Origin of the sequence: Stenotrophomonas sp. TWI1151 (assembly GCF_039673135.1) — a bacterium.
Classification (GTDB): Bacteria; Pseudomonadota; Gammaproteobacteria; order Xanthomonadales; family Xanthomonadaceae; genus Stenotrophomonas.
Map to the genome: position 1 here is coordinate 1 of NZ_JBDJLA010000024.1, position 13,163 is coordinate 13,163.

The window sequence follows — 13,163 nt, forward strand, 5'->3', positions numbered from 1 at the left end:
CCGTTGGTCGGCTGCCCCAGGCGGCGCGCAATGCAGCCGACCAACGGTCGGCTCTACCGGCGTACCACCGCCACCGCCCACACCGCCATCGCCACCAGCGCGACGCCCGCACCGGTGACGCACACACCGGTCCAGCCGAAGCGATCAAACACCTGCGCCGAGACCAGTGAGCCCAGCGAGCCACCGATGAAATAGCCGGTCATGTAGCCGGCATTGAGCCGGTTGCGTGCTTCCGGGCGCAGTGCATACACCACGTTCTGGTTGCTCACATGCAACAACTGCGCAGCCAGATCGAGCACGATCACGCCCAGCACCAGTGCGATCAGCGAGTGCGTGGAGAAGCCCAGTGGCAGCCACGACGCGGCCAGCAGCACCAGCGCCACGGTGGTGGCCAACGCGGCCTTGCCACGGTCGGCCATGCGTCCGGCCACACCGGCGGCCAGCGTGCCGGCCGCACCCACCAGCCCGAACAGACCGATCGTCGCATCGCTGTAGCCATACGGTTCGGCCGCAAGCAGGAACGCCAACGGCGTCCAGAAGATCGCGAACATCGCAAAGCTCAACGCGCCCAGCACGGTGCGCAGGCGGAACACCGGTTCCTGCGCGAACAGCGTGCCGATCGAGCGCAGCAGCTGCAGATAGCCCAGCCCGGCGGTCTGATGGAAGCGCGGCAGATGCCGATAGAGCATGCCCGTGGTCAGCACCAGCGCCGCCGCGGCGATCCAGTACACGGTGCGCCAATCGCCCAGCGAGGACAGCGCCCCGGCTACCGTGCGCGCCAGCAGGATGCCGAGCAGCAGGCCGCTCATCACCGTGCCGACCACCTGGCCACGCTCTTCCGGCCGCGCCAGCGTCGCCGCGAACGGCACCAGCACCTGTGCCACCACCGAGAACAGGCCGGTCAGCGCGGTGCCCACCAGCAGCCACACGAACTGATGGCTGAGCGCGCTCAGCACCAGGCCCGCCGCCGACAGCAGCGACATCACCACGATCAGCCGGCGCCGTTCGAACAGATCGCCCAGCGGCACCAGCAGGATCAGGCCCGCCGCATAGCTCAGCTGGGCCACGGTCACCACCGTACCGGCACGCGCGAAGGACACCCCGAACTGCCCGGCGATGGTGTGCAGCAGCGGCTGCGCGTAATAGTTGCTGGCCACGGCCACACCGGTGGCGAAGGCCATCAGCAGGACCTGCCAGCGGCTGAGGGGCGAGGGCACGTCGTGGGTCATGACGGGCTCCAGGAAAGAAGGGGCGCCAGTGTCCGCCCGATCGGTAAATGAGGGAAATGAATAGTTATCATCCGATGCATCTGAAAATGAGATGGCACGATGAACCTCAAGCAGCTCGAGTTCGCGGTGGCGCTGGCCGAGGAAGGCAACTTCACCCGAGCCGCGCAGCGCTGCCACGTCGTACAGTCGGCGCTGAGCCACCAGATCGCCCATCTCGAAGACGAACTGCAGGCCACGCTGTTCGAGCGCCTGCCGCGTCAGGTCAGGGTAACGCCCGCCGGTGAAGCACTGTTGACGCACGCACGCCAGGTGCTGGCGTCACTGCGGCATCTGCGCGATGACGTCGCCGCCGTCGGTGGCCAGGTGCGCGGCATCCTGCACATCGGCCAGATCACCTCGTTGACCGCGGTGGATCTGGTCGCTTGCCTGGCGGCCTTTCACCAGCGCTATCCGCAGGTCGAGTTCCGCCTGCGCATGGACAAGAGCGAAGTGCTGATGGCCGACGTGCGCGAGCGGCGGCTGGATGTGGCGCTGGTCGGCCTGTCCCCGGGGACCCCGATCGAGGGCGCCCAGCACCGATTGCTGGCCGAGGAGGCGATGGTCGCCGTGCTGCCGCCGGCGCATCCATTGGCGACGCGCAGACGGCTCTCGCTGGCGACGCTGGCCGAGCTGCCGCTGGTGGATTTCCCGCAGGGCAGTGGGGCCCGTCGGCAGACGGACGAGGCCTTCGCCGCCGCCGGACTGCCCCATCGGGTGCCGTTCGAGATCAATCACATGGCGCTGGTCGAGCGCTTCGTGCAGCAGGGTCTGGCGGTCGGCATCGTGCCGCAGGCGATCGCTGCCGCTTTCAGCGGCGTTGCCTGTGTGGCAATCCAGGGTGCACCGACCCGGCGGGTTCATGCGGTCTGGTCGAACCTGCCCACGCCGGCGGCGCGGGCCTTCATGGCGGAACTGCTGCAGCACGTGGCCCCGGCACCGGAGCCACGCACCAAGGCCTCACTCAGGCGCCGCGCACGCGCAGGGTCAGGCCCTTGAGGAAATTGCGCAGCATCTGGTCACCGCAGGCGCGGTAGTTCTTGTGGTCCGGCTGACGGAACAGCGCGGACAGTTCCGGCTTGGAGACCGAGAAACCGGCGGCGTCGAACACCTCGTGCATGTCCACGTCCTTCAGCTGGAAGGCGACGCGCAGCTTCTTCAGCACCAGGTTGTTGGTGATGCGCTTTTCCACCGTGCGGACCGGCTGGCTCTCGTCGCGGCCACGGAAATGCACGATCAGGCCATCCAGGAAATGCGCCAGGGTGCGGTCGTCGCAGGGCACGAAGCCTTCTTCGTCTTCCTTGCGCAGCCAGCCGGCCACATCGGCCTTGTCGACCACGAAGGCCGGATCGGCCAGGGCACAGGTGTCGGCGATCATGCCGTCGCTGAGGTCGAGCATGTAGCGGATGCTGCGCAGTACATCGTTGTTGATCATGGGACGTCCAATACCGCCGGCGCGGCTGCGCGGCTGGCGGCCATTTTACCCCGTGCCGGGCGCGCCGCCGGCTGCGACCGGTGGTCGCTGTCATCTGGCTGCCATGAAAGTGAAGCACAGTGCCGCGATCAGGCATCGACAGGCAGTGGAGCAGGCAATGCGCAGGTGGCAGGTACTCGGGTGTGTGGGCATGTTGCTGGCGGGGCAGGCTGGGGCGCAGGTTCCGTATGTGGCGCTGGAGCAGCGGCTGGATCCGCAGGCGCTGGCCGAGGTCGGGCTGACCCCGGCCCAGCTGCAGACGCTGAACCGCCTGCTGCGCCAGGCCGAGGCCGAGGCCCCGGCGCCGGCACCCCTGTTCCCCGGGCTGGACGACGGCCCCATCACCGCCAAGGTCACCGGCCAGGTGGGCGGCTGGGCCCCCGGCACCGTGTTCACCCTCGACAACGGCCAGCAGTGGCAGGTGCTCAAGGGCGAGATGACGCTCAAGACCGCCCGCAGCAACCCCGAGATCGTGGTGGTGCCGGGCATCGCCGGCCGCTGGTTCCTGCAGGTGGATGAAGACCTGCCCAAGGCACGGGTGTTCCGCATCCGCTGAGACGAAGGCGCGCAGGACCGGGTAGCGGAGCAGCGCACGGCGCTGCACCGGGCGGGCATCGGTGCGAAAATGGTCGGGATCTCCACGGAGTACCTCGATGACCCGTACCGCTCTGATTACCGGCGCCACCTCCGGCTTTGGCGCCGCCGCTGTCCACCGTTTCGCCCAGGCCGGCTGGCGCGTGATCGCCACCGGTCGCCGTGCCGAGCGCCTGCAGCCGCTGGTCGATGCCTACGGTCCCGAGCGCGTGCATGCCGCGGTGTTCGACGTGCGCGACAGCGTGGCGATGGAAGCGGCACTGGCCGCCCTGCCGGCCGGGTTCGCCGACATCGACCTGCTGGTCAACAACGCCGGGCTGGCCCAGGGCACCGCCCCGGCCCAGAGCGCCTCGCTGGAGGACTGGCGCACCATGATCGACACCAACGTCACCGCCCTGGTGACGCTGACCCATCGCCTGTTGCCGCAGCTGGTCGCGCGCAAGGGCGCGATCATCAACATCAGCTCGGTTGCCGGCGTGTACCCGTACCCGGGCGGCAACGCCTACGGCGGCACCAAGGCCTTCGTCAGCCAGTTCTCGCTGGGCCTGCGCTCGGACCTGCACGGCAGCGGCGTGCGCGTGACGACGATAGAACCGGGCATGGCTGAAACCGAGTTCACCGTGGTCCGCACCCATGGCGACCAGGCCGCTTCGGACAAGCTCTACACCGGCGCCAACCCGATGACCGCCGAGGACATCGCCGAGCAGATCTTCTGGGTCGCCTCGCTGCCGGCGCATCTGAACATCAATCGCCTCGAAGTGATGCCGGTCAGCCAGTCGTTCGCCGGCTTCCAGGTCGCGCGCGACTGATCCAAGGGCACCGCTGGCCAACACCTCGGCCGCACGCCCGAACGGGCCAACACCTCGGCCGCACGCCCGAACGGGCCAACACCTCGGCCGCACGCCCGAACGGGCCAACACCTCGGCCGCACGCCCGAAACCGGTAGAGCCGACCGTTGGTCGGCTGCCCTTGGCGCATACCCACCGCTGACGGCAGCCGACCAACGGTCGGCTCTACCTGCATCCTGGCAGCCGACCAACGGTCGGCTCTACCTGCATCCTGGCAGCCGACCAACGGTCGGCTCTACCTCAGGCGGCCGTCCACACCGCCAGCTCATACCCATCCGGATCCCGGAAATGAAACCGACGGCCGCCCGGGAAATCAAACGCGGCCCGGCAGATTGCCGCGCCGGCCGCCTGCAGCCGCTGCTGCGTGGCGACCAGGTCATCGGCATACAGAATCACCAGGGGTCCGCCCGGTTGCACCGCTTCGCCGGTGGTGAACCCACCGGTCAGGCGTCCATCGCTGAACTCGGTGTAGGCCGGGCCGTAATCGGTGAACGTCCAGCCGAAGACCTCAGCGTAGAACGCCTTGCTGCGCGCGATGTCGGTGACATTGAATTCGATGTTGTCGATGCGGCGATCGTTGCCGTGTGCGGTGCTCATGGACGCTTCTCGTGGAAAGGAGCCCCAGCATCGCCACTGCGGCCGCGCCGGTCTTGAACAAAACGGCCAGTCAGCCACGCCACTGCGCGCACAACGCCGCCGCCCCGATCCCTGCCAGCGCCCGCACCTCGCGGCTCAGGTGCGACTGGTCGGCGTAGCCCACCTCCGCCGCCAACCCCGCCAGCCCCTCTCCCGGTCTCGCCCGGGCCAGCGTCAGGAACCGCTGCAGCCGCAGAATCCGCTCCAGCATCTTCGGTCCATAGCCGAACTGCTCATGGCACAACCGGCGCAGGCTGCGCGTGCTTATGTGCAGCCCCGAACCGATCGCGGCCAGATCATGACCACCGGCCCGCACCTGCCCGAACACCCGCGCCGCCACCGCGTGGCGGCTACCGGTAGAGCGGGGCAACCCAGCCAGCGCCTGCGCGAACAACCGCTGCCGCGCATCGCCATCGCCCACGTCATTCAACCGCGCCGCCAACTGCCGCGCCTGGGGTCCCAGCACCGCATCCAGCTCCACGGCGGTGCCCACCAGTTCGTCCAGCGGCACCCCCAGCCACGCCCGCGCCGCGCCGGGCTGGAAGCGCGCGCCCAACACCTGCGCGCCGGGCATCAACTGCGGGTGGGCGGCCACCACATCCGGGCCCACCGCATACAGCCGCCCCTCGCGCCACAGGATATCCACGCAGCCATCAGGCAGCACCGCAACCTCACCGCTATGGCCCACCGGCAGATCGCTGCGCCACAGCTGCCCGAAACAGCCCTGCAACGGAGCAGGTGCCGCCCATTCGCGGTAGCGACCGGTCGCACCGGCAACGCCGGGAAGGTCATCAGAATCGGGGCGGGAAGACATGCAGGGACGATAACCCGTCGAGCCGACCGTGGGTCGGCTGCTCTGGGCGATCAAAAAAAACGCCGGGCAATGCCCGGCGTTCCTGTATACGTTGCAGCGCGCCTTACTGCGCCTTACTGCGCCTTGATCGCCATCGCCTGCAGCCCGGTCCCATCCAGCTTCTGCTTGGCTTCGGCCAGCTCGCCCGCGCTGCCATACGGCCCCATGCGCACGCGGTACACCGTCTTGCCGTTGATCTGGGCCGATTCCACGCGCGCGGCCAGGCCGATCATCGCCAGCTTGGCCTTGGTCGCCTCGGCGTCGCCGGAGGCACCAAACGCACCGGCCTGCAGGATGTAACGCACGTTGCCCGCGGCCGGCGCTGCGGCTGCAGCGGCGGCAGCCGGGGCGGTGGCGGCCGCTGCATCCGGCTTCGGCGCGGTGGCCACCGTGGCCGGTGCCGATGCCGCTGGTGCCGGGGTGGCGGCGGGACGTTCGTTCACCGGCGCTGGCAACGCAGCGGTACTGACCGGCGCAGGCGTGGTGGTCGCGGCGGTGCTGGTCGGCGCCGGTGCCGGCGGCAACGGACGACCTTCCAGCGCCGCCTGCGCACGCTGCGCATCGGCCTTGGCGCGGCGCTGATCTTCGGCGCGTGCGCTGGCGGCCAGCTCGGCATCGGACATTTCCACTTCCTTGCCGGGCAGCAGGGTGTAGAAGTCGTACTGCGTCGCCGCCGGCTTGGCCGGTTCGGCAGGCTTGGCGGCGCCGGGCTTGGGCAGCTCGGTGCCGACGTCCGTATCGGCGTCGCTCACCGGGGCCGGCTGGGCGTTCGGGTCCGGCTGCGGGCCGACCCGCAGGAAGCCATCACCGTCGTTCTTGAACAGGTTCGGTGCCGCCAGGAACACCACGGCCGCAATCGCGACACCCGCGACCAGCCACACCCATCCCGGGGTGCCCTGGTTGCTGTTGCGCCGTGCCTGGCTCTTGCCGCGTCGTGCTGCCATTTACTGCTTCTCCACTGCTTACATTTTTTCCGGGGCGGAAACGCCCAGGATGTTCAGACCATTGGCCAGGACCTGGCGCGCGGCGCAGGCCAGCGTCAGCTTGGCGTTGCGTTCGCTTTCGTCGGCCACCAGTACCTGCGTGCCGTGATACCACGTGTGGAAGGCATGCGCCAATTCACGCAGATACTGCGCGATCAGGTGCGGTTCCAGCGCCAGGCCGGCCGCTTCAACGACTTCCGGGAAGCGCGACATTTCCACCATCAGCCACAGCGACGCCTCATCGCCGAGCGAGGACAGCCCGGTCAGCCCTTCGGCAGGCGTGTAGCTCAGCTTCTTCTCCTGCGCCTGGCGCAGCAGGCTGCACACCCGGGCATGCGCGTACTGCACGTAGAACACCGGGTTGTCGTTGCTCTGCTGGCGGGCCAGATCGATATCGAAGGTCAGCTGCGAATCGGGCTTGCGCGCGATCAGGAACCAGCGGGTGGCATCGCGGCCGGCCTCTTCGATCAGGTCGCGCAGGGTCAGGTAGCTGCCGGCACGCTTGGACAGCTTCACTTCCTCGCCGCCGCGCATCACCGTCACCATCTGGTGCAGCACGTATTCCGGCCAGCCCTTCGGGATGCCGACGTCCAGCGCCTGCAGGCCGGCACGCACGCGCGCCAGCGAACCGTGGTGGTCCGCGCCCAGCTCGGTGATCGCGCGCTCGTAGCCGCGCTGCCACTTGGAGAGATGATAGGCCACATCCGGCAGGAAGTAGGTGTAGGTGCCGTCGGACTTGCGCATCACGCGGTCCTTGTCGTCACCGAAGTCGGTCGAGCGCAGCCACAGCGCGCCGCCTTCCTCATACGTATGGCCGGCCGCGTTGAGCTGGGCGACGGTCTCTTCGACCTTGCCGTCCTTGTACAGCGAGCTTTCCAGGAAGTAGATGTCGAAGTCCACGCCGAACGCGGCCAGGTCCTGGTTCTGCTCGTTGCGCAGGTAGGCCACCGCGAAGCGACGGATCGCATCGAGATTGTCCGGGTCGCGCTCGCCGACCACCGAGTGGCCTTCCAGCTCCACCGTGGCGCCGGCCAGATAGGCCTTGGCCACATCCTCGATGTAATCGCCGCGGTAACCGGCTTCCGGCCAGCCGGCGTCGTCGGGCTTGAGGCCCTTCGCACGCGCCTGGGTGGACAGCGCCAGGTTCTCGATCTGTACGCCGGCGTCGTTGTAGTAGAACTCGCGCTTGGCGTTCCAACCGTTCACTTCCAGCAGGCGCGCCAGGCAGTCACCGATCGCCGCCGCGCGGCCGTGGCCGACATGCAGCGGACCGGTCGGGTTGGCCGACACGTATTCCACGCCCACGGTGCGGCCGTTGCCGCTCAGGTTGTGGCCGTAATCGGCGCCTTCCTTGAGCACGCCGGCCGCTTCGCGCTGGTAGGCGCTGGGGGCGAGGTGGAAATTGATGAAGCCCGGGCCGGCGATCTCGACGCGCAGCACATCATTGCTCTTGGGCAGGGCATCGAGCAGCGCCTGGGCCAGGGCGCGCGGGTTGCTGCGCGCCGGCTTGGCCAGCAGCATCGCGGCATTGGTGGCGAAATCGCCGTGCTCACGGGTCTTCGGGCGTTCGACCACGAATTCCGGGGTCAGGGTATCGGCCGGCAGAGTGCCGTTGGCGCGCAAGGCTTCGATGCCTTGGCTGATCAGGGCGCGGAGGAGATTTTTCACAAGGCCTGCTTTGGGACTGGAGCGGCGGAATCGGCAATTTTAGCCTAGATGGCGGGCCGATCCATTGAACGGGGTTGGGGCAGGGGGCTTGAGGGGTGTTGGGGGCGGTTTCAGGGCTTCGGACAGGGGTTCTGGGACTGACTGGGGCGTTCAGCCCCGAAAAGAGAGGGTGGGTTCGAGCCAGCCTCGTTCAGCCATGGAGACGGGGGTGCCTTCGCCTACTACTACGTGGTCCAGGAGGCGGATGCCGACTAGATCCAAGGCCTTCTGGAGGTGCTGGGTGATCTCGCGATCCGCGCGAGAGGGCTCCGCGCTGCCGGAGGGGTGGTTGTGGCTGACGATGACCGCTGCGGCGTTATGCAATAACGCCCGGCGAACCACCTCCCGCGGGTACACGGCGGCCGCGTCAATGGTGCCGGTGAACAGCTCCTCATAGCCCAGTGTCCGGTTGCGGGTGTCCAGAAACAGGGCCGCAAATACCTCTTGAGGTCGGGAGCGCAGTCTTTGCTTGAAGTAACGCGCTGCAGAGCCGGGGTCGCGCATGCTGTCGCCTCGATCCAATTGCGCGCGGAGGTGACGGTTAGCGAGTTCGAGCGCCGCCACCAGTTTGCATGCTCGTGCAGGCCCCAGTGCCGGAAGCTTCATGAGCTTTGCGGCATCCATGTCCAATAACTTCCGCAGTGGACCATGAATCTTCATCAGCTGACTCGCGCTCTCCAGCACATGCTGGCCCTTGCGGCCGGTACCCATGAATAAGACCAGAAGCTCTACGTCAGATAAAGCAGCGGGTCCTTTTGCCAGCAACCTTTCGCGAGGGCGTTCATCTTTGGGCCAGTCTTTAATTGCCATATCAGCAATTGTCGGGATGCACGAGTGGAGGCGCCATCAGAAGCGATCGCGATAGCGCGTCAGAATCTGGAGGGATGGATGCAGGTGCTATCCCCGGATTTGAATATCAATCTCTGAAAGCCTTGGGATGTCTGCGTCGCATCGTGAGTAATACTTCATGGGCAATCTGCCTCATACAAGCCAACTCAGGGCGTCCCTTTAGGGGTGAAACCATGTCATTGCTATGAAAAACCCAGCCCAGCGAATTGTTTCGTGACAAGTCCATGTACCTTTCCTCAAGCTGTGGATCAACATGCGCGCCGCCATCGGTGTCGGCCACATTCCCCACAAGCTCGCGCCTGCTAAGAAATTGTCCCTTGTTGTCCTTCAGAACCGGCTCGTTCCACCATGTGGGGAAGGGTACGAGTTTCGGGCGTCTATGTGATTCGCCTGCCGCGACGAGAGGAAGATACTCCGCGCCGTTTGCATCCATTCGGTACATAACCAAATTGCATTCGGTAAGGAGATTGCGAGGATTCAGTTCTCCAGCGGAATCGTAAAAATGACCGTCGCGTAGGCCGAGTTGTTCAAGCAGTGCTTGTGAATTTCCGCGATGGTGCAACAGGACCCTGAGTGATAGGGCGATGTGTTTGCCAATCGCCTCCAGGCCTGAGTCGAATGAAGAGCATGCATGCTGTAGCAGTTCAACTTGGTCCTGCAGTTCTCTCTCTAGCTCACCCTTCGGCCTCGTGATTCGTACTCTCTTATCCATGGCGTGTCACTCCAGTCTCTCAATGTGGCCAGAATATGGAATTGTCCAAGCAGATCAGAAGCCACATGATCGATTGAACTCCAATCACTGCATCAACAGCCTTACATACCGCGCATACAAGAAGCTCTGGTTCCGCGCCCGGCCCGTCGTCTCCTCCAACACCCCAGCTACCTGCAATCCATTGATGGCCTTCGCCGCAGTTGGAGCACTCACCTCCAGCACCTGCGCCGCACGATCAATGTTGATTCTCGGCATGGTGGGAAGCAGCTCGAACAACCGAAGCGTCGCCAACGTACTGGTACCCAGCGCAAGCACACGCTTCCGATCCTCGGCGATGCATGCGGCAAGGGCAACGATGCTGCTTTGCGCCTCATCAGCAGCGGCCTCCACGGCCTCCAGAAAGAAGCTCACCCAGCCTTCCCAGTCACCGTCATTTCGAATGGCGGAAAGCCGGTCGTAGTACATCCGCTGGTGTCGTTTCAGGTAACCAGACACATACAGCAACGGCTCGGGCATCAACTTCCACTCTTCCAACAGCATGGCGATGAGCAGGCGGCCGATACGTCCGTTGCCGTCCAGGAAGGGGTGGATGGTTTCGAATTGCGCATGCACCAACGCCACGCGCACCAAGGGCGGCAACGCGTGCTCTGGCTGGTGGATATAGCGCTCCAGCGCGCTGAGTGCGGGCCCCACTTCCTGCGCGGGCGGTGGAACGAAGCTCGCATTGCCTGGTCGGCTTCCACCAATCCAGTTCTGTGTAGTGCGCACGGCCCGTGGCTGCTTGGTGGCGCCACGCACGCCCGTCATCAGCACCCGGTGGGACTCGGTCAGCAGCCGCAGTGATACCGGCAGACCGGTAGGGCTACGCAGCTGCTCGCGCGCGTAGTTGAACGCCAGCAGGTAATTCGTAACTTCTTCCACATCCTGGGCATTGGTCACCGTCATACCGGCTTCCTCATCCAGCACGTCGGTCAGTGTGGCCTGGGTGCCTTCCAGCTGCGAGGTAAGCAAGGCCTCCTTGCGGATGGCGGCATAGATCAGCCAGTTGCTGGAGGCCACCAGCCCGGCCATACCGGACAAGCGCGTCAACGCTACTTCGGCGCGGGCGTTCTGCTCCACGTACGCGGTGGGGGAAAGCACCGGATCTCCGGGCGGGAGGGCGTGAGGCACGAACGCGTGAACGTTCTCGCCACCAACGGCGGTTGTGGCACAGGTCCCAGTGATGCGCGGCATGACAAGGTTCCTTTGGATACGGTTTCAGCTGCGAAAGAAACCTTTCCCAGCCCCGATCGTTATTAAAGCATCCTTTTTTAACGACTAAAACCACGGAGTCACCTTCCGTTGTCGGCACCCTTGGTCAGGCAGTTCCATCTACTGGGCAGGCCAACAATCAAGGGTGGCACCCGTGCACCCTCATGACTAAAAACACCCCCCTCATGCCCCTGGGGCATGAGCCGCCCGCACCCCATCAGGTAAGCTAATCGCCTCGGTTCGACAGGAACACCCAAGGTGGCTGACTCCCCCCAGGCTTCTCCGGCGTCCGCGCGCCCGTTGGAAGGCCAGAAGCTGTTGTTGTGCGTTGGTGGCGGGATCGCTGCCTACAAGTCGCTGGAACTGGTGCGCCGCCTGCGCGATGCCGGGGCCCAGGTGCAGGTCGCGATGACTGCCGGGGCCCAGCAGTTCGTCACCCCGCTGAGCTTCCAGGCACTGTCCGGCCAGCCGACCCGCACCACCCTGTGGGACAGCGCGGCCGAGCAGGCCATGGGCCATATCGAGCTGGCCCGCTGGGCCGACCGCATCGTGGTCGCCCCGGCCACCGCCGATCTGCTCGCGCGCCTGGCCAACGGCCACGCCGATGATCTGGTCACCACCCTGTGCCTGGCCACGACCGCGCCGCTGACCGTGTGCCCGGCGATGAACCACCGCATGTGGCTGCACCCGGCCACCCAGGCCAACATCGCCCTGCTGCGCGAGCGTGGTGCCCAGGTGATCGGGCCGGAAGACGGTCCGCTGGCCGAAGGCGAGTCCGGCCCCGGTCGGCTCACCGAACCGAACGCGATCGTGGCCGCGCTGGCCCGGCTGCACGCGCCGGCCCCCGCCGAGCCACCGGCGAGCAGTGAACTGAAGGGGCTGCGCGTGCTGATCAGCGCCGGCCCCACCTATGAAGATATCGACCCGGTGCGCTACGTCGGCAACCGCAGCAGCGGCAAGATGGGCTACGCGCTGGCCGCCGCCGCCGCCCGCCTGGGCGCGCAGGTGGTGCTGGTCAGTGGCCCGGTCCAGCTGGCCACGCCTGCCGGTGTGCAGCGCGTTGATGTGCGCTCGGCCGCGCAGATGCGCGAAGCGGTGCTCGGTGCGTTGCCGGCCGACATCTATATCGGTGCGGCCGCGGTGTCCGATTACACCCCGCGCCAGGTCGCTCCGCAGAAACTCAAGAAGACCGCCGATACCCAGAGCCTGACCCTGGAGCTGGTGCGCACCCCGGACATCCTGGCCGAGGTGGCCACGCAGACCAACGCGCTCAAGCTGGTGGTCGGCTTCGCCGCCGAAACCCACGATGTGGAGAAGTACGCGCGCGGCAAGCTGGTCGACAAGCGCCTGGATCTGGTGATCGCCAACCAGGTCGGGATCAGCACCGGCGGTTTCGAAAGCGATGAAAACGCGGCCACGGCCTACTGGCAGGGCGGCGAACAGGTGTTCCCCGGCACCTCCAAGGCCGTGCTGGCCGAACAACTGTTGTCCCTGATTGCCCAGAGGTTGCACGCATGACCATCGATTCCTCCCTCCAGCCGTTGCAGGTCAAGCTGCTCGATCCGCGTTTCGGCGACGAATGGCCGCTGCCGGCCTACGCCACCGAACACAGCGCCGGCCTCGATCTGCGTGCTGCGCTGGAGACCGAGCTCACGCTGCAGCCGGGCGACACCGCGCTGATTCCCAGTGGTATCGCCATTCATATCGCCGATCCAAACCTGGCCGCCGTGGTGCTGCCGCGCTCCGGGCTTGGCCATCGCCACGGCATCGTGCTGGGCAACGGCACCGGCCTGATCGATGCCGATTACCAGGGCCCGCTGCTGATCAGCGCCTGGAACCGCGGCCGCGAGCCGTTCACGCTGCAGCCCGGCGATCGCATCGCCCAGCTGGTGGTGCTGCCCATTGCACGCGTGGCGCTTCAGGTAGTGGATACTTTCACCGACAGCGCCAGGGGAACGGGTGGATTCGGCCATACCGGGGTGCGCTGACAG

14 protein-coding genes are annotated in these 13,163 nt (G+C 66.4%); 5 read left to right on the forward strand and 9 right to left on the reverse strand.

The features are described 5' to 3' along the window. Positions 1–53: 53 nt before the first annotated feature. A complete protein-coding gene (locus tag ABE422_RS18185; RefSeq protein WP_313208815.1) occupies positions 54–1,229 on the reverse strand; it encodes an MFS transporter in 1,176 nt (391 codons plus the stop codon). 99 nt (positions 1,230–1,328) lie between these two features. On the opposite strand from ABE422_RS18185, the gene ABE422_RS18190 reads away from it, so the two are divergent. Further along, positions 1,329–2,264, forward strand: coding sequence for a LysR family transcriptional regulator (locus ABE422_RS18190; protein ID WP_313208814.1), 936 nt, complete (start codon positions 1,329–1,331; stop codon positions 2,262–2,264). On the opposite strand, the gene ABE422_RS18195 is transcribed toward ABE422_RS18190, so the two are convergent. Next, positions 2,230–2,700: a DUF1456 family protein gene (locus tag ABE422_RS18195; protein WP_313219929.1), complete on the reverse strand. Its 471-nt coding sequence runs from the start codon at positions 2,698–2,700 to the stop codon at positions 2,230–2,232. The genes ABE422_RS18190 and ABE422_RS18195 overlap by 35 nt on opposite strands. A gap of 157 nt (positions 2,701–2,857) precedes the next feature. Here ABE422_RS18195 and ABE422_RS18200 point away from each other — a divergent pair, with 157 nt between their 5' ends. Both ABE422_RS18200 and ABE422_RS18205 read left to right on the forward strand, forming a co-directional pair. Continuing rightward, the gene (locus tag ABE422_RS18200) at positions 2,858–3,295 is read left to right on the forward strand and encodes a hypothetical protein (RefSeq protein ID WP_313219930.1); all 438 of its coding nucleotides are present in this window, start codon (positions 2,858–2,860) and stop codon (positions 3,293–3,295) included. Between the two features lie 97 nt (positions 3,296–3,392). Continuing rightward, positions 3,393–4,142, forward strand: a complete 750-nt coding sequence (locus tag ABE422_RS18205; RefSeq protein WP_176990950.1) for an SDR family NAD(P)-dependent oxidoreductase — start codon at positions 3,393–3,395, stop codon at positions 4,140–4,142. 279 nt (positions 4,143–4,421) lie between these two features. Here the strand turns inward: ABE422_RS18205 and ABE422_RS18210 are convergent, their stop codons facing one another. The 7 genes from ABE422_RS18210 to ABE422_RS18240 all read right to left on the reverse strand — a co-directional run bounded on the left by ABE422_RS18210 (position 4,422) and on the right by ABE422_RS18240 (position 11,154). Beyond that, entirely contained in the window at positions 4,422–4,778 is a 357-nt protein-coding gene (locus ABE422_RS18210; protein WP_313208812.1) for a VOC family protein, read from the reverse strand. A gap of 70 nt (positions 4,779–4,848) precedes the next feature. Further along, positions 4,849–5,631, reverse strand: a complete 783-nt coding sequence (locus ABE422_RS18215; protein WP_346466699.1) for a helix-turn-helix domain-containing protein — start codon at positions 5,629–5,631, stop codon at positions 4,849–4,851. A gap of 113 nt (positions 5,632–5,744) precedes the next feature. Then, the gene (locus ABE422_RS18220) at positions 5,745–6,614 is read right to left on the reverse strand and encodes an SPOR domain-containing protein (RefSeq protein ID WP_313208810.1); all 870 of its coding nucleotides are present in this window, start codon (positions 6,612–6,614) and stop codon (positions 5,745–5,747) included. A gap of 18 nt (positions 6,615–6,632) precedes the next feature. Then, positions 6,633–8,321, reverse strand: coding sequence for an arginine--tRNA ligase (argS, locus tag ABE422_RS18225; protein WP_346464610.1), 1,689 nt, complete (start codon positions 8,319–8,321; stop codon positions 6,633–6,635). A gap of 150 nt (positions 8,322–8,471) precedes the next feature. Next, on the reverse strand, positions 8,472–9,170 hold the full coding sequence (radC, locus tag ABE422_RS18230) for a DNA repair protein RadC (protein WP_346483456.1): 699 nt from the start codon (positions 9,168–9,170) through the stop codon (positions 8,472–8,474). A 106-nt stretch (positions 9,171–9,276) separates the two neighbouring features. Next, positions 9,277–9,921: a hypothetical protein gene (locus ABE422_RS18235; protein WP_346483457.1), complete on the reverse strand. Its 645-nt coding sequence runs from the start codon at positions 9,919–9,921 to the stop codon at positions 9,277–9,279. Positions 9,922–10,005: 84 nt separating this feature from the next. Further along, a complete protein-coding gene (locus ABE422_RS18240; RefSeq protein WP_346483458.1) occupies positions 10,006–11,154 on the reverse strand; it encodes a Fic family protein in 1,149 nt (382 codons plus the stop codon). A gap of 276 nt (positions 11,155–11,430) precedes the next feature. Between ABE422_RS18240 and coaBC the strand changes: the two genes are divergently transcribed. Next, on the forward strand, positions 11,431–12,690 hold the full coding sequence (gene coaBC / locus ABE422_RS18245) for a bifunctional phosphopantothenoylcysteine decarboxylase/phosphopantothenate--cysteine ligase CoaBC (protein WP_313219933.1): 1,260 nt from the start codon (positions 11,431–11,433) through the stop codon (positions 12,688–12,690). Further along, complete coding sequence (gene dut, locus ABE422_RS18250; RefSeq protein WP_046272982.1) at positions 12,687–13,160, forward strand: dUTP diphosphatase; 474 nt, start codon at positions 12,687–12,689, stop codon at positions 13,158–13,160. Before coaBC ends, dut begins: the two co-directional genes overlap by 4 nt. Positions 13,161–13,163 lie beyond the last annotated feature (3 nt).

Bases quoted from the DNA above. Each gene is read 5' to 3' on its own strand.
- ABE422_RS18185 (WP_313208815.1), bottom strand. From the start codon at position 1,229: ATGACCCACGACGTGCCCTCGCCCCTCAGCCGCTGGCAGGTCCTGCTG.
- ABE422_RS18190 (WP_313208814.1), top strand. From the start codon at position 1,329: ATGAACCTCAAGCAGCTCGAGTTCGCGGTGGCGCTGGCCGAGGAAGGC.
- ABE422_RS18195 (WP_313219929.1), bottom strand. From the start codon at position 2,700: ATGATCAACAACGATGTACTGCGCAGCATCCGCTACATGCTCGACCTC.
- ABE422_RS18200 (WP_313219930.1), top strand. From the start codon at position 2,858: ATGCGCAGGTGGCAGGTACTCGGGTGTGTGGGCATGTTGCTGGCGGGG.
- ABE422_RS18205 (WP_176990950.1), top strand. From the start codon at position 3,393: ATGACCCGTACCGCTCTGATTACCGGCGCCACCTCCGGCTTTGGCGCC.
- ABE422_RS18210 (WP_313208812.1), bottom strand. From the start codon at position 4,778: ATGAGCACCGCACACGGCAACGATCGCCGCATCGACAACATCGAATTC.
- ABE422_RS18215 (WP_346466699.1), bottom strand. From the start codon at position 5,631: ATGTCTTCCCGCCCCGATTCTGATGACCTTCCCGGCGTTGCCGGTGCG.
- ABE422_RS18220 (WP_313208810.1), bottom strand. From the start codon at position 6,614: ATGGCAGCACGACGCGGCAAGAGCCAGGCACGGCGCAACAGCAACCAG.
- radC (WP_346483456.1), bottom strand. From the start codon at position 9,170: ATGGCAATTAAAGACTGGCCCAAAGATGAACGCCCTCGCGAAAGGTTG.
- ABE422_RS18235 (WP_346483457.1), bottom strand. From the start codon at position 9,921: ATGGATAAGAGAGTACGAATCACGAGGCCGAAGGGTGAGCTAGAGAGA.
- ABE422_RS18240 (WP_346483458.1), bottom strand. From the start codon at position 11,154: ATGCCGCGCATCACTGGGACCTGTGCCACAACCGCCGTTGGTGGCGAG.
- dut (WP_046272982.1), top strand. From the start codon at position 12,687: ATGACCATCGATTCCTCCCTCCAGCCGTTGCAGGTCAAGCTGCTCGAT.